This window comes from Bifidobacterium catenulatum DSM 16992 = JCM 1194 = LMG 11043 (genome assembly GCF_001025195.1).
Taxonomy (GTDB): domain Bacteria; phylum Actinomycetota; class Actinomycetes; order Actinomycetales; family Bifidobacteriaceae; genus Bifidobacterium; species Bifidobacterium catenulatum.
Genome location: NZ_AP012325.1, coordinates 956,323 through 971,855 on the forward strand (window position 1 = coordinate 956,323; position 15,533 = coordinate 971,855).

Below are 15,533 nucleotides of genomic sequence, written 5' to 3' on the forward strand. Positions count from 1 at the left end.
GAGAAATGGATTGGGAAAGGAAGGAATCATGTACATCGTATATATCAATGGGAAGAAGTTTGCCGGGGAACAGGACCGGAGTCTGTTCCCCGGCGTGGGGCGGGTTGCGGGCGAATGCCCAGAACATCCGTGTAAGGTGTTGATGGGCTCATCCGCCGTGTCAGCGTGTTGAACGATGTGTCATTGCTGTTCAGCGTGATGATAAGGCGTTGGCGCTCTTGCCTTTCGTGGCGAGCGTCACGGCGATGATGGATATGAGAGCGACGGCGTACAGTACGGTGATGATCGGAATCAGCGTGCTGTATCGGTGGGCTGCGTCCGTCGTATGGGAGACGACGAAGGACGCCAGCTGGTTGCCGGACAATCCGGCGAACGCCCACGCGCTCAAAGCCAGTCCGTGCACGGTGGACACTGATTTCATACCGAAGTGCTGCTCAAGCAGCACCGGCAGCGTAGAGAAGCCGCCGCCATAGCCGGCGTTGATAAGGAACAGCATCGTCACAATCAGCCATAGGGTGCCGTTGTCAATCGAATGTGTGAAAATCTGCAGCGCGCACACCGCGATGGACATGATGAAAATCACCAGTGCATGACCGGGCTTGCGATGGCCTTGGCCAGACCGAATCCCGCGACGGCGATGCCGGTGGCGAGACCCTTGTTGTCAGCGAACCACAGCATCAGGTTTTTCACCGGCGTCAGATACATGAGGAATCTCATGTGAGTCTTGACACAGTTTTCATGGCTCACAATTCGAATGCGCGTTTGATGAAGGTGTTGACGGTGTTCCAATACAGTTCGGGATCCACGACGGATGCTTCCATATGGCGTGCGTCGGGAATCATGAGCTTTTCTCGATCGATGCTTGAGCACGCTTCGTAATTGATCTTGAGGAAACGTGAGCTCACGATGTCGTCCTGTTCGCCATGAATGAACAGCATCGGAATGACGGTATGTCTGAGCGACTGCAGACAGGTGGCTTCCGAAAAATCGTACCCTGCATAATGTTTGCAGAACAATCCCGCGGCGTCCACGCATACCGCGGCAAGCGGTTTTGGCAGATGCGACGAATGCCGAAGGTTGTCGATGAACACCATACGTGCAGACGTGTAGCCGCTATCGACAATCGCGGACACCACATTGCGCGGCAGGCGCGGGTCTCCCGTCGTCATCATCACCGTTGCTGCGCCCATCGAACCGCCATACAGCAGGATGCGGGCGTCGGGGTCACTCGACACGATAAGGTCAATCCAATTCAGTAGATCATTGCGTTCAAGCCAGCCCATGCCGACGTACCGTCCCTCGCTCAAGTCTTGGGCACGCTGCGACGGAACCAATACGGTGAAGCCCATGCGGGCGTAACGATGTGCCCATTTCGCGGTTTCCTCCGGTACGCCGGTATACCCATGCATGCAGATTGCGTACAGGTGTGGTTTTGGCGCAGTGCAATCCGGGTCGAACAGCCATCCATGCAGTCGAAGTCCATCATCGCTGGTAATCGTCACAGGCTGTTTGGCTTGCGAGAACCATTCTCCTGCTTCCTTTGCCTCACCCTGCTGAAGTTTTTCGATACGTTCCGGCGAAATCAGCGATTGATGGAAAACGGAACGTTTCCATTGCGTATCGATGCAGAAATGGAACAGGTATTTCGCAGTCGCAGCCAACGATGCGATACAGGCAGCCGTTATGGCTCCCGTGGCGATGCGAATGTCGCGAACGATTGTGTCATTGTCATGCTTCATTGCTGTCTCGATTCCTTGCGATTGACGGATTGTTCACAATTACTATCGATTGTACGTGCGTACGGCGTTTTCGTGGGCTTTGACAGATTTTTGCATTTTTGATGTGTGACGTTTTTCGATGATGTCCGCCCTCGCCGTATACTAGTTAACTGTTGTCTTGGCGAGGGAAGCGTATGGCTTCCGTAATCGACTCGGCGTGTGATTGTAGGCTCCTTGTGGGTTGATTCACGGCTCGTTGATGCGCCGAAACAGAATGAACGAATAAAACAAGGAGAAATAGCCCATGGCTACCACCATTACCCTCGAAGGCGCTGCCCGTACCGAGTTCGGCAAGGGCGCTGCCCGCCGCATGCGCGTTGCCAACCTTATTCCGGCCACCGTGTACGCAGGCGGCGAAGAGCCGGTCTTCGTGCAGCTGCCGATGAAGGAAACCACCCTGTCCCTGCGTCACACCAACGCTCTGTTCACCATCAAGTTCGGTGACGAGACCAAGATGGCTGTCGTCAAGGACGTTCAGCGCAACCCGGTGAAGCGCATCGTCGAGCACGTTGACTTCTACGAGGTCAAGGCCGGCGAGAAGATCGACGTCGAGGTGCCGGTGTTCGTCGAGGGCACCCCGAAGGGCGCTGCCGTCGCATTCGTCGACATCCAGGAGCTCAAGGTTCGCGCCGATGTCGCCAACCTGCCGGAGAAGATCGTGGTTAACGTTGACGGTCTGACCGACGGTTCCAAGGTCTTCGCCAAGGATGTCGTGCTGCCGGAAGGCGTTGTGCTCGACGTCGAGGATCCGGAAGAGTCCGTCGTCACCGTCGAGGTGCCGGAAGATGCTGCCGGTGAGGCTGCTCCGGTCGAAGCCGCTCCGGCTGATGACGCTGAGTGAGTTCAGCTAGCTTAAGGAAGCAAACTTCCATCTTACGGTTTTGAAAAACCGTAAGAGATGATAAAAAGCCCATGTGTTCAGACGCACATGGGCTTTTTCGTACCCAGGCAACACCTGTTCTGTGAACTGGAAGACATAAGAAACTGACGGCAAATCCTGCATTCCTTACGCAATATTGATACAACGGGTGGATGCGGACTATACTCACCCATGCGTTCAATGAACCCGTTCGACAATGATCTGACGCAGGATTCCAGTAAATACGTGACATGCATCAGCATTCCAATCGAATAATGACTAGCATGACTGACGATGCATGGAAACAATGCACGAGAGACGAAGTGAGACGGTGCGGAGGAGAGGAACATTTGAATAAGCATATTATTCGGCTTGATGTGGTGGCGGTGGTATTCCTTGGCGGATGCATCGGCACGGGACTGCGGTATGCGAGCTCGTCCATTGCGGACGTGGGCGGCTTCCATGTCGGTACGTTCGCGGCCAATATGGTGGCCTGCTTCGTATATGCGGCGCTTTCCGCATGGCTGGGATCTTCCAGTCTGTTGAAAGGCCGTGCAAAAGAATACGTGAATCGTGGATTCGGCATGGGCATGTGCGGAGGCCTTTCCACCATGTCCACGCTCGCATTGGAAGAATTCATGATGATTGACGATCACGCGATTCCCGGCGTCCTCACCTATTGTTGCGCAACGTTCATTGTCGGTTTTGCGCTCGCCTACGCCGGTGCCTTATGCGGTTCGTGGTTGGCGGAACGAAACAAAGACGAACATGCTGACAAGGAGGCGATCCGATGAGCGCAATGCTTGCGATCGGCGTATGCGCATGCGGTGGCGTTGGCGCGGCCGCGCGCTATATCTGCGATTCGTATATCAAGGTATTGTGGCGCAAAACGTTCCCGCTTTCGACGTTTGCCATCAATGTTGTGGCCGGTCTGCTTGCCGGCTTGGTGGCGGGATTGTTCGCGGCGAACACCATAAGTCCTGATTGCCGCCTATTGCTTGCAACAGGATTTCTTGGCGGTTTCTCAACGTTCTCAACCATGATGAACGAGACGGTTACGCTCCTGCGCAATGGGAAAATCGCTTGTTTCATCGGCTATGCTCTGGCTTCGGTCGTCGTGCCCGTCATGGCCGTTGCGTGCGGTTACTGGCTGGCCTGAGCCAACGTAAACGTGATTTCAAAATCACGTTCAAATATAGAGACTGGCTTCAGTCCGCGCGTAGCATGCAACCACGCTCGGGACTATGGGAATCACGTATACCGATAAAAAGAAGTTCACCAAAGAGCGGACGCGGCAACTGTTCCGATCCGTCGGATGGGTGTCAGGCAAATATCCGGAACGTTTGCACAAGGCTCTGATGGGATCGTCCACCGTGTTCAGCGCATGGGACGGCGACCGCTTGGTAGGCTTGGTGCGCGTGCTTGATGACACTGAGATGGTGGCTTACATGCATTACGTGCTGGTCGATCCGGAGTATCAGGGTTATGGCATCGCAGGCCATCTGGTGGTCATGGTCAAAGAGAAATACTGCGACTACCTTTATATTGAAGTCATGCCGGAAGAAAGCAAGAACGCTACCTTCTACCAGAAGCACGGCTTCTCAATCATGGAAGACGGCGTGGCCATGCAGATCCGCAATCCGGGAGAACGCCGTTGAAACAGGCAACATGCCGCCGCTTGCCGGAATCTCGATTATCTCGAATAGTTTTTCGAGATTCTTATTCTGCTTCTTGTCCAGCGTCAGATTTTTCTTAAACTGGCTGGTGCACTTTACGTCGTATCTCATACTTCGAGGGCGGATCTAAGGGCGTCCATGCTGGAATAGCTGGGAGAGGAGCGAGCAGGCTGTATTTCGCTTATATATGGCAGATTTCTGGACGTGTTATGTGATATCTCACTTATATATGGCAGGTTGTGCCGCTGTGCTGTTTCCGGAGCAAAGGAAGTTGATATGCCATGGCAGTTAACAGCAGTTCCCTAGGCCTCCTGACAGTGCCCAACCCTGGGAGCTCTTTTTAGCCGAACGAAGCTGTGGCGGGTGCCGACAGTCGTGAGGGCGGCAACTTTTTCGCAGGATGTTTCTTCCTATCTCATATCGCGAACGCTTGTAATCGAAAGAGATTATGATGTGGGAGAGTTACTAACCAGAACCGGTGCCACAAGCGCTGGAATACCAACAACCGCGGGCCGCTTTCGGGCGGCTGCAACAAGAAGAAGTAAAGAATGACTGAACAGAATCATCACGATCCGGCAGAGCTCGACAAGCTCACCGAGAAGTTCACCGTGCTCCCGAACGAAAACCCGGCCTCCGACGCCAAACGTGCCGAACTCATCGACAAGCCGGCATTCGGTCAGGTCTTCTCCGACAATATGGCCCACATGACTTGGACCAAGGGCGAAGGCTGGGGAGACCGCCGCATCGAGCCGTATGCGCCGCTGAAGATGGACCCGGGCGCATCCGTTCTGCACTACGCTCAGGAATGCTTCGAAGGCCTGAAGGCCTACCGTCACGCCGACGGCTCCACTTGGCTGTTCCGCCCGGATGCGAACGCCGAGCGTTTCCAGAACTCTGCCAAGCGTCTGTACCTGCCGGAACTGCCGATCGACGATTTCATCGGCTCCGTGGCCGCTCTTGTCAAGCGTGACGTGAACTGGGTTCCGACCCGCCGCGAGTACACCCTGTATATGCGTCCGTTCATGTTCGCTTCCGAGCCGTTCCTCGGTGTGCGTGCTCCGCAGGAAGTGGACTACTGCGTGATCGCGTCCCCGTCCGGCCCGTACTTCCCGGGCGGCGTGAAGCCGGTTAGCATCTGGGTTGAAGACAAGTGGTTCCGCACCGGTCCTGGCGGTACTGGCTTCGCCAAGTGCGGTGGCAACTATGCCGCATCTCTGCTGGGCGAATACACCGGCATCGACCACGGCTGCGAGCAGGTCTGCTTCGTCGACGCCGCCACCAAGACCTACCTTGAGGAGCTTGGCGGCATGAACATGATGGTCGTGCACAAGGACGGCCATGTGGAGACCCCGTCTCTGACCGGCAACATTCTGCCGGGCGTGACCCGCCGCTCCCTGATTCAGCTCATTCAGGACAACGGCCACGACGTGGTCGAAACCATGATCGCCCTGGATCAGCTGCTCGAAGACATCAAGTCCGGCGAAGTCACTGAGGTGTTCGCTTGCGGTACCGCAGCCATCATCACCCCAATCGGTCGTTTCAAGTCCGAGAAGTTCGATGTGACCGTTGCCGACGGCAACTCCGGCGAATTCACCGTGAACCTGCGCAACCAGCTGCTGGGCATCCAGCTTGGCGAGATCGAAGATCCGCACAACTGGATGTGGAAGGTCTGCTGATTTTTCTCGACTGACTTTCATGGGTTCTGATCCTGCGTGAGGGCGGAACATATGTTGCTCGACACGCTCAAGGTCGTTCGGCCAAGCCTACGGTCGGGCAACACATGTTCCGCCCTCACGCTTTGCTTGTGTACGATGGGAAGTCACGAAATCCGAGAGCGAGGGAAGGGAAGCATGCCGGTGGCGTTGGAGAGTAATGCCTTCTTTTGGGGGATTGAATATTTGGCGACGTTCTGCTGCGGCATGTGCGGCGGACTTGCCGCCGTGCGCAAAGGCTACGACATTTTCGCGATTCTTGTCACCACATGGCTTACCGCACTGGGGGGAGGCATCATCCGTGACTTGCTGTTAGGTATTTCGCCACCAGTCGGCGTGTCAGACAAGGGTTTGGTGATCGTCGCGTTGCTCGCTTCTGTGGCTGTAGCGGTGTGCCATCCCGAAATCAATAAGCTCAAATGGTCCATGCTTTCGTTGGATGCTCTGGCATTGGGATTGTATGCAGTCAACGGTACCAGCAAAGCCATGATGTACCACACTTCAGGCATGACCGCGGTTTTTCTGGGCATGTTCACCGCGCTTGGCGGTGGGCTGATTCGAGACATGCTCATCAACGAAGTGCCGATGGTGATTCGTGACAAACATTGGTATGCGGTTCCATCCGCCGTGGGATGCGTACTGACGGTGCTTGTCTGCAAAGGCGTGGACGCTGGAATCGTCAGTTTTCCAGCCGAAGTGGTGCTTGATCTGCTGATTGTCGCATTGATGGTCGGCATGCGATTGGTATCAGTGATTTTCGACATTCAGCTTCCGGGAGCGCTGGTGCGTCATAATACATATCTGCCAAGTGAAGCGATATATTTGAAACGGCCGGTCATTCATTCTGATAAGGATTCCGAAAAACGCAAGTGTGATAAGCGCAAGTAGCGGCAGTGAGATAGTAATTAAACGTAAAAGATATTTGCGTAACAAAAAACCCGCAGGAAAGAACCTGCGGGTTTTTGTTAGCTGTGAGCTTCTAAAACTCAGAGAGCGTTAATGGCCACGGCAAGACCGGACTTGCGGTTAGCAGCCTGGTTCTTGTGGATTACGCCAGCGCCAGCAGCCTTGTCGAGCTTCTGAGCTGCGACCTTGTAGGCGGCTTCTGCTGCGGACTTATCGCCGGCGGCGATAGCTTCGCGGGTGGCGCGAACGGCAGTCTTCAGGCTGGACTTCACGGCCACGTTGCGCTTGTGGGCCTTCTCGTTGGTGAGAACGCGCTTCTTCTGCGACTTGATGTTTGCCACTATTTCTCCAAACGACGTTTTCTATAAGGACATACAAACGATGATGATAACATGGCGCGCGGATAAATCGCCAACGGGCTCAGGAGTGTCGCGACTCACCATGCCGATACTAGCAGTTAGAATCGTTTGCGTCGAATATTTCAAGAGGAGGATGGCGTGGGCCAGCAGCATAACCAGCCCGGTTTCACCGATCAGTCGTTGATTCGCAATTTCTGCATCATCGCGCATATCGATCACGGCAAGTCTACGGTAGCAGACCGTATTCTGCAGCTCAGCGGCATCGTGCCCGAACGTGAGATGCGTGATCGTTTTCTGGACCGCATGGATATTGAGCAGGAGCGTGGCATCACCATCAAATCGCAGGCCGTGCGCGTGCCGTGGACGTTCGACGGCACCGAATACACCCTCGGCATGATCGACACTCCAGGTCACGTCGACTTCACCTACGAGGTTTCCCGCGCACTCGCCGCATGTGAGGGTGCCGTGCTGCTTGTTGACGCGACGCAGGGCATCGAAGCGCAGACCCTGTCGAACCTGTATATGGCCATTGACCACGATCTGGCCATCATTCCTGTACTGAACAAAATAGATCTTCCCAGCGCGGAACCAGACAAGCATGCCGAAGAAATCGCAGGCCTGATTGGCTGCGATCCTTCCGAAGTGCTGCGTGTGTCCGGTAAAACCGGCGAAGGCGTGTCCGAACTGCTTGATCGTATCGTTGCCGACGTTCCGGCGCCGACTGGAGATCCGGATGCACCCGCACGTGCGTTGATCTTCGATTCCGTCTACGACTCTTACCGCGGTATCGTCACCTACATTCGTATGGTCGATGGCGAGCTACGTTCCCGTGAGAAACTGCACATGATGGGTATCGGCATGACCCATGATCCGATTGAAATCGGCGTGATCAGTCCAGACATGATGCCTACGAAGGCGCTTGGCGCGGGCGAAGTCGGCTATGTGATCACCGGCGCGAAGGATGTCAGCCAGTCCAAAGTGGGCGACACCATCACGTCTGCGCTCAAGCCCGCAGCCGATCCGCTCGAAGGCTACCGTGACCCACAGCCCATGGTCTACGCGGGTCTGTTCCCGATCGACAACGCACAGTATCCGGAACTCCGTGAGGCGCTCGATAAGCTCAAGCTCAACGATGCGGCCCTGATTTATGAGCCGGAAACGTCTGTGGCGCTAGGCTTTGGCTTCCGCTGCGGCTTCCTTGGCCTGCTGCATATGGAGATCGTGACCGAACGACTGAGCCGCGAATTCAATCTTGATCTGATCTCCACCGCGCCGAACGTGCCGTACGAGGTCACTGCGGAAGACAATTCCGTGTATCGTGTGACTAATCCGAGTGAATTCCCCGACGGCAAGATCAAGCAGATCGTCGAACCGATGGTTGCCGCCGACATCATCACTCCGAAGGAATTCATCGGCGCCGTCATGGACTTGTGCCAGGACCATCGTGGCCAAATGGGCACCATGGAGTACATTTCCGCCGACCGTGTGGAAATGCATTATCGTATTCCATTGGCCGAAATCGTGTTCGACTTCTTCGACCAGTTGAAGAGCCGAACCAAGGGTTACGCGTCGCTTGACTACCATGAGGACGGCGAACAGTCCGCCGATCTGGTGAAGGTTGACATTCTCATTCAGGGTGAGAAGGTCGATGCGTTCAGCGCCATCGTGCATAAGGATAAGGCGTATTCCTACGGTGTGATGATGACGAAGAAGCTGCGTGAGCTCATTCCTCGCCAGCAGTTCGAAATCCCGATTCAGGCCGCCATCGGTTCCCGCATCATCGCACGCGAGAACATTCGCGCCTTGCGCAAGGACGTGCTTGCTAAGTGTTATGGCGGCGACATTTCCCGTAAGCGCAAGCTGCTCGAAAAGCAGAAGGCCGGCAAGAAGCGCATGAAGATGCTCGGCCATGTCGAGGTACCGCAGGAGGCGTTCATCGCCGCATTGTCGACCGGAGAGACCGGCAATGACCGTGACACCAAAGACAAGATTCGTGCGGCTCAGAAGACCGAAGGCTGATGTTCGAAGTCTACATTCATGTGCCATTCTGCATGCGTCGCTGCGGTTATTGTGATTTCAACACGTATACCGCCGTCGACATGGGGGAGGGCGCATCGCGCGGCAACTACGCCAACATGGTGATTCGCGAGATGTCGATCGTTCGCGATTGGCAGATCGCGCACGGCATTGACGAACCGGAAGCGGCCACCGTCTTCTTCGGTGGTGGCACGCCCACGATTCTGAAAGCCTCAGATCTGGTGGCCATGCTGAATGCCGTGCGCGATACGTGGGGCATTGCCGAGAACGCGGAAATCACCACCGAAGCGAATCCGGACACGGTGAACGCCGATTATGTGAAAGAATTGGCGAACGGCGGATTCAACCGCATCTCTTTCGGCATGCAGTCGGCCGTGCCAAGCGTGCTGAAAATATTGGATCGTACGCACACTCCGGCCAATGTGGCGGCAGGAATCGCCGTGGCAAATGCTGTCGGCATGCGTTCCAGCGTGGATTTGATTTACGGTGCGCCGGGGGAGAGCCTTGATGATTGGCGTGCTTCCGTACGCACGGCGATCGATTTGGGCGTCAACCATATTTCGGCATATGCGTTGACCGTTGCGCCGAACACGAAAATGGGACGTCAGATCGCGGCAGGAACATTGCCTACGCCCGATGATGACGATGAGGCGACCAAATATGAGATCGCCGATGATTTGCTGTCTGCGGCTGGTCTTGAATGGTACGAAATCAGCAATTGGGCACGGCCTGGTTATGAATCGCAGCATAATCTCGGCTACTGGCGCAATATCGACTGGGCCGGACTTGGACCGGGTGCGCACAGCCACTATGGCAATGTGCTGGATGTCGAACAGTCCACGCCGAAGGAAAAAACCGAAACAGTCAAAACTTCGGGCTTGCGCAGCTGGGATATCGCACATCCGCGCATGTGGGGCCAGGCTATCAACGCCGGCGATATGCCATGGTCGGGAAGCGAACGAATCTCCAACGAGGAAAACCTCGAAGAAATCATCATGCTTGGTCTGCGCATACGTGAGGGCCTTGATTTGAGCCTTCTTGGAAACACGGTTGATATGGCTCGCATCCAACCCATGGAAGACGAAGGTCTCATCGTGATCCGTGACGGACGTGTGATTCCAACCCGAACCGGACGCCTGCTCAACGACACCGTCATCGAGCGTTTCTTCGACGCATGCTCTTTGTAAGAAAGTTTTCGACAACAGATTGCGATAACGATAATCCACAATGCCGATAATCGCGATTAATCATCTGTTTTTCAATAAGATTTTCCCGATTGGCTGGCATCATGCGGTATTGTGACAGTGCTGGCGAGCACATGCGCGGTGGTGACCCACAGCATGTGATTCATTCCACCTAGCTCGCCTATGATGGTAGGAAGCGTGCGTTTCGACGAACGGGACTTCCTCACCCCGCGCAACGGAAAGAACGCGCAATTGGTTGTCATTGCTTGCATGAGAGGGTACAGAGCCCCGTATGATCGTCTGATTTTCTCTCACGAAAGGGTCTTGACTTTTTTGGGTATTCGTTATATGGACACATGAAACGTGTTTGATACAGGGGCGCGGTATTCTAAACCACGCATTAAAGAACCGCAAGACTTTTCTTGCCCAAAAACATTGAAGGTGGTTTCGGTGACTTTCCACGCCCCGTTAGATCTCACGATCCATGATTCCCAAGGTATGTACGATCCCGGCGCCGAGCACGACGCCTGCGGCGTGGGTATGGTCACCACCCTCAACAAGCGCCCGGAACGCAAGATCATTGACGATGCCATCGAAGTGCTCGTCAATCTCAATCACCGTGGTGCGGTCGGCGCCGAGGAGAACACCGGTGACGGCGCAGGCATCCTCATGAGCATGCCAGACGAGTTCATGCGCGCCACCGCAGGCGTGGAATTGCCTGAAGAAGGCCATTACGCGGCCGGCATCGCGTTCCTCGACCGTGACATCGCCACCTCCGGCCAGCAAGAGCAGGCTATCGCCAAGATCGTGCGCGAAGAAGGCCTTGAAGTACTCGCATGGCGCGTCGTACCCACCAACCCGGACGGACTCGGACTACAGGCGCTCGCCAGCATGCCCGCGTTCAAGACGCTGGTCGTGGCCGACCCTGAAGGACAGCTCGCCGGCATCGAACTGGACCGCAAGACGTTCCGCATCCGTAAGCGCGTGGAACATGAGGTGGGCATCTACTTCGCGTCCCTGTCCGCACGTACCATCACCTACAAGGGCATGCTCACCACCATGCAGCTCAAGCCCTTCTTTCTGGACCTTTCCGATGAGCGCATGAAGGCGAAGATCGCCATCGTGCACTCCCGCTTCTCCACCAACACGTTCCCGAGCTGGCCGCTCGCACAGCCGTTCCGTCAGCTGGCCCACAACGGCGAGATTAACACCATCCAAGGCAACCGCAACTGGCTGTCCGCACGTGAAGGCCGCCTGAGCTCCGAGCTGCTCGGCGAATTCAAGCCGCTACTGCCGATCGCGACCCCAGGCTACTCCGATTCCGGCACGTTTGACGAATGCCTCGAACTGTTGCACCTGTCCGGCCGTTCCATGCCACATGCCATCTCCATGATGCTGCCGCCGGCATGGGAGAAGAACGACCAGCTTGACCCCGACGTCAGGGCGTTCTACGAGTACAACAACACGCTGATCGAACCGTGGGACGGTCCGGCGCACATCATCTTCACCGACGGCACCCAGGTCGGTGCGCTGCTCGACCGCAACGGCTTCCGCCCCGGTCGCTGGCAGCTCACCGACGACGGCTACATCGTGCTCGCATCCGAAACCGGCGTACTTCCGGAGAACGCCGAAGAGCACATCGTATCCAAGGGCCGCCTGGAGCCGGGCAAGATGTTCCTCGTCGACACCAACGAAGGCCGCATCATTCCCGACGAAGAAATCAAGAAGTCCCTCGCATCCCAGCATCCGTACCGCCAGTGGGTCGAATGCAACACCGTCGAGATGAGCCAGCTGCCCAAGCGAGAGCATGTCAACCACTCCGGCCAGTCTGTGCAGCGCCGCCAGCGCGCATTCGGCTACACTGAAGAGGATCTGAAGCTGCTGCTCGCCCCTATGGCCAACACCGGCAAGGAACCACTCGGATCCATGGGCAACGACGCGCCTATGGCCGCTCTCTCTTCCCGCAGCCGCATGCTGTTCGACTACTTCACCCAAAAGTTCGCGCAGGTCACCAACCCGCCGCTTGACTGGGAACGCGAAAAGATCGTGACCTGCCTCGAATCTGCCATCGGCCCCGAGCCGAACCTGCTGGCCGATTCCGAACTGCACGCCAAGAAGATCCTCATTCCGCTACCGGTGCTCAACTCTGACGAAATGGCGCAGCTCAAGCGCCTTGACCGAGCCAAGATCCTCGGCAGCTACTACAAGCCGTTCGTCGTCAAGGGCCTCTATCAGGTCGCAGGCGGCGGCAAGGCTCTGAAGGAACGTCTCGACGAGATCTTCCAGGAAGTCGACGAAGCCATCGAAAACGGATCCAACTTCCTCGTGCTCTCCGATCGCGACTCCAACTACACGTGGGGGCCGATCCCGTCGCTGCTGCTCACCTCCGCGGTGCAGCACCATCTGCTGCGCAGGCACACGCGCACCCAGATCTCCATGGTCGTCGAGGCCGGAGATGTGCGTGAGATCCACCATGTCGCTCTGCTGATTGCCTACGGTGCGGCGGCCGTCAACCCGTATCTGGCGTTCGAATCCGTTGAAGACTTGTCACGCAAGGGCTATCTCAGCGTCGATGCCGAAACCGCGGTGAAGAACCTGACCAACGCGCTGTCCACCGGCGTGCTCAAGATCATGGCCAAGATGGGCGTCTCCACCATCATGAGCTACCGTGGCGCGCAGCTGTTCGAAGCCATCGGCCTGAATAAGGACGTCATCAACGAATACTTCACCGGTACCACCTCCCGCGTCGGCGGCGTCGGACTCGACGAGCTGGCCGAAGAGGTCGCCATCCGTCACCGCGTCGCCTACCCGTCGCAGTGGACCGCACGCCCGCATCGCAACCTGCGTACCGGCGGCGAATACAAGTGGCGTCGTACCGGCGAGGACCACCTCAACGATCCTGAGGCCATCTTCCTGCTGCAGCAATCCACCCAGCGTGGCGATTACGACATGTTCAAGAAGTATTCGGCGCACATCAACGACACCTCCAACCGTCTGATGACGCTGCGCGGCCTGATGAAGTTCAAGTCCGATCGCAAACCGATTGACATCAGCGAAGTCGAGCCGGCCAGCGAGATCGTCAAGCGTTTCTCCACCGGCGCCATGAGCTACGGATCCATCTCCCAGGAGGCGCACGAGACCCTCGCCATCGCCATGAACACCATCGGCGCACGTTCCAACTCCGGCGAAGGCGGAGAATCCGAAGACCGCATCAACGATCCGCTGCGTTACAGCAAGATCAAGCAGATCGCATCGGCGCGCTTCGGCGTGACCAGCGACTATCTGGTGCATGCCACCGATCTGCAGATCAAGCTCGCCCAAGGTGCCAAGCCGGGCGAAGGCGGCCACCTTCCGGGAGCCAAGGTCCCGCCGTGGATCGCCAAGGTCCGTCACGCGACCCCGGGCGTCGAGCTCATCTCTCCGCCGCCGCACCATGACATCTATTCCATCGAGGATCTGAAGCAGCTGATCAACGATGCGAAGATGGCGAATCCAAAGGCCCGCGTCCACGTCAAGCTCGTCTCCGAATTCGGCGTCGGCACCATCGCGGCCGGCGTTGCCAAGTGCCATGCCGACGTGGTGCTGATTTCCGGTTACGACGGTGGCACCGGCGCGGCTCCGCTCAACGCTATCAAACACGCTGGTACCCCATGGGAGATCGGCCTGTCCGAAACCCAGCAGACGCTCGTACTCAACGGCCTGCGTTCGCGTATCACCGTGCAATGCGATGGCGAGCTCAAGACCGGACGTGACGTGGTGATCGCAGCCCTGCTTGGTGCCGAGGAGTTCGGCTTCGCCACCGCGGCGTTGATCGTCGAAGGCTGTGTCATGATGCGTGCCTGCCAGAAGAACACCTGCCCGCAGGGCATCGCCACCCAGGACCCCGAACTGCGCGCACGCTTCAAAGGCAAGCCGGAGCACGTCATCAACTTCTTCATGTTCATCGCCGAGGAAGTACGCGAGCTACTCGCACAGCTTGGCTTCCGCACCTTGGAGGAGGCCGTCGGCCATGTCGAATGCCTCGACCAGAACGAAGCGATCAAGCGTTGGAAGTCCGACGGCATCGATTTGAGCAACGTGCTCATGCAGCCGGGACCGGTTCCGGGAACCATCCTGCATCAGACCATCGAGCAGAACCACGAACTCGACAAAGCGCTCGACAACAAGCTCATCGAGCTTGCGCAGCCGGCCCTCGAGAAGAAGGAGCCGGTGCGCATCGAGATGCCGATCCGCAACGTGTACCGTACGCTCGGCACCATGGTCGGCTACGAGATCACCAAGCGCTACGGTGAGGAAGGTCTGCCGGATGACACCATCGACATGACCTTCCACGGTGCAGGCGGCCAGTCCATCGGCGCGTTCATTCCGCGCGGCGAAACCATCCGCATATACGGCGAAGTCAACGACTACGCGGGTAAGGGACTGTCCGGTGGACGCATGATCGTGCGTCCGGAAGCGTGCATCACCTTTGATTCGCATGAGAACGTGATCGCAGGCAATGTCACCGGTTTCGGTGCCACCTCCGGCCAGATGTTTGTGGCGGGCCGCGCCGGCGAACGTTTCGGCGTGCGCAACGGCGGTGCCACCTTCGTGGTGGAAGGCGTCGGCGACCACGGATGCGAATACATGACCGGCGGCACCGTCGTGATTCTCGGCACCACGGGCCGTAACCTCGGCGCAGGCTTCTCCGGCGGACACGTGTATGTGCTCGATCTCGACATGAAGCAGGTCAATCCGGTAGCCGCCACCAATGGCGCACTGTTGTTCGAACCGCTCGACAGTGAGTCGGACGAAATCGTGTATGGCCTGGTCAAGCAGCACGCGGAAGAGACCGGCTCTGCATTCGCAGCCGGACTGCTCGCCGACTGGAAGAATGCATCCAGGCGATTCACACACATCGTGCCGAAGCACTTCCTCGCCATGCAGAAGGCGATGAAGAACGCCGAAGAGAACAATATCGATTTCAATACGCCCGGCGTCTGGGAACAGGTGTACGAGCAGGTTATGGAAGGAGCGCGCTGA

Annotated in this window: 11 protein-coding genes and 1 pseudogene; 9 read left to right on the forward strand and 3 right to left on the reverse strand. The window is 57.0% G+C overall.

From position 1 onward, the window contains the following. Positions 1-190: 190 nt before the first annotated feature. Together BBCT_RS04010 and BBCT_RS04015 are read right to left on the reverse strand one after the other, a co-directional pair. Positions 191-702, reverse strand: a pseudogene (locus tag BBCT_RS04010) (OFA family MFS transporter); the annotation flags it as partial. A gap of 41 nt (positions 703-743) precedes the next feature. After that, a complete protein-coding gene (locus tag BBCT_RS04015; protein ID WP_003835048.1) occupies positions 744-1,739 on the reverse strand; it encodes an alpha/beta hydrolase in 996 nt (331 codons plus the stop codon). 283 nt (positions 1,740-2,022) lie between these two features. Between BBCT_RS04015 and BBCT_RS04020 the strand changes: the two genes are divergently transcribed. The 6 genes from BBCT_RS04020 to BBCT_RS04045 all read left to right on the forward strand — a co-directional run bounded on the left by BBCT_RS04020 (position 2,023) and on the right by BBCT_RS04045 (position 6,913). Further along, positions 2,023-2,619: a 50S ribosomal protein L25/general stress protein Ctc gene (locus tag BBCT_RS04020; protein WP_003835046.1), complete on the forward strand. Its 597-nt coding sequence runs from the start codon at positions 2,023-2,025 to the stop codon at positions 2,617-2,619. Positions 2,620-2,912: 293 nt separating this feature from the next. Then, positions 2,913-3,431, forward strand: coding sequence for a fluoride efflux transporter FluC (locus BBCT_RS04025; protein WP_003835042.1), 519 nt, complete (start codon positions 2,913-2,915; stop codon positions 3,429-3,431). Beyond that, complete coding sequence (gene crcB / locus BBCT_RS04030; RefSeq protein WP_003835040.1) at positions 3,428-3,796, forward strand: fluoride efflux transporter CrcB; 369 nt, start codon at positions 3,428-3,430, stop codon at positions 3,794-3,796. Before BBCT_RS04025 ends, crcB begins: the two co-directional genes overlap by 4 nt. Before the next feature lie 85 nt (positions 3,797-3,881). After that, the gene (locus tag BBCT_RS04035; protein WP_003835039.1) at positions 3,882-4,295 is read left to right on the forward strand and encodes a GNAT family N-acetyltransferase; all 414 of its coding nucleotides are present in this window, start codon (positions 3,882-3,884) and stop codon (positions 4,293-4,295) included. A 566-nt stretch (positions 4,296-4,861) separates the two neighbouring features. Next, the gene (locus BBCT_RS04040) at positions 4,862-5,989 is read left to right on the forward strand and encodes a branched-chain amino acid aminotransferase (protein ID WP_003835037.1); all 1,128 of its coding nucleotides are present in this window, start codon (positions 4,862-4,864) and stop codon (positions 5,987-5,989) included. A gap of 174 nt (positions 5,990-6,163) precedes the next feature. Continuing rightward, a complete protein-coding gene (locus BBCT_RS04045) occupies positions 6,164-6,913 on the forward strand; it encodes a trimeric intracellular cation channel family protein (protein ID WP_033501185.1) in 750 nt (249 codons plus the stop codon). Between the two features lie 98 nt (positions 6,914-7,011). On the opposite strand, the gene rpsT is transcribed toward BBCT_RS04045, so the two are convergent. After that, positions 7,012-7,272, reverse strand: coding sequence for a 30S ribosomal protein S20 (gene rpsT, locus BBCT_RS04050; RefSeq protein ID WP_003835031.1), 261 nt, complete (start codon positions 7,270-7,272; stop codon positions 7,012-7,014). 156 nt (positions 7,273-7,428) lie between these two features. Between rpsT and lepA the strand changes: the two genes are divergently transcribed. The 3 genes from lepA (at position 7,429) to gltB (ending at position 15,533) form a co-directional block, all read left to right on the forward strand. Continuing rightward, positions 7,429-9,309 (forward strand): translation elongation factor 4, encoded by a 1,881-nt coding sequence (gene lepA / locus BBCT_RS04055; RefSeq protein WP_033513012.1) that lies wholly within the window; start codon positions 7,429-7,431, stop codon positions 9,307-9,309. Further along, positions 9,309-10,514: a radical SAM family heme chaperone HemW gene (hemW, locus tag BBCT_RS04060; RefSeq protein WP_003835028.1), complete on the forward strand. Its 1,206-nt coding sequence runs from the start codon at positions 9,309-9,311 to the stop codon at positions 10,512-10,514. The genes lepA and hemW overlap by 1 nt, the downstream gene beginning before the upstream one ends. 447 nt (positions 10,515-10,961) lie before the next feature. Beyond that, positions 10,962-15,533: a glutamate synthase large subunit gene (gltB, locus tag BBCT_RS04065; protein WP_033513023.1), complete on the forward strand. Its 4,572-nt coding sequence runs from the start codon at positions 10,962-10,964 to the stop codon at positions 15,531-15,533.

Excerpts from the sequence above, each read along its gene's own strand:
- BBCT_RS04025 (WP_003835042.1), top strand. The coding sequence starts at position 2,913 with ATGACTAGCATGACTGACGATGCATGGAAACAATGCACGAGAGACGAA.
- BBCT_RS04040 (WP_003835037.1), top strand. The coding sequence starts at position 4,862 with ATGACTGAACAGAATCATCACGATCCGGCAGAGCTCGACAAGCTCACC.
- BBCT_RS04015 (WP_003835048.1), bottom strand. The coding sequence starts at position 1,739 with ATGAAGCATGACAATGACACAATCGTTCGCGACATTCGCATCGCCACG.
- hemW (WP_003835028.1), top strand. The coding sequence starts at position 9,309 with ATGTTCGAAGTCTACATTCATGTGCCATTCTGCATGCGTCGCTGCGGT.
- BBCT_RS04035 (WP_003835039.1), top strand. The coding sequence starts at position 3,882 with ATGGGAATCACGTATACCGATAAAAAGAAGTTCACCAAAGAGCGGACG.
- crcB (WP_003835040.1), top strand. The coding sequence starts at position 3,428 with ATGAGCGCAATGCTTGCGATCGGCGTATGCGCATGCGGTGGCGTTGGC.
- BBCT_RS04045 (WP_033501185.1), top strand. The coding sequence starts at position 6,164 with ATGCCGGTGGCGTTGGAGAGTAATGCCTTCTTTTGGGGGATTGAATAT.
- BBCT_RS04020 (WP_003835046.1), top strand. The coding sequence starts at position 2,023 with ATGGCTACCACCATTACCCTCGAAGGCGCTGCCCGTACCGAGTTCGGC.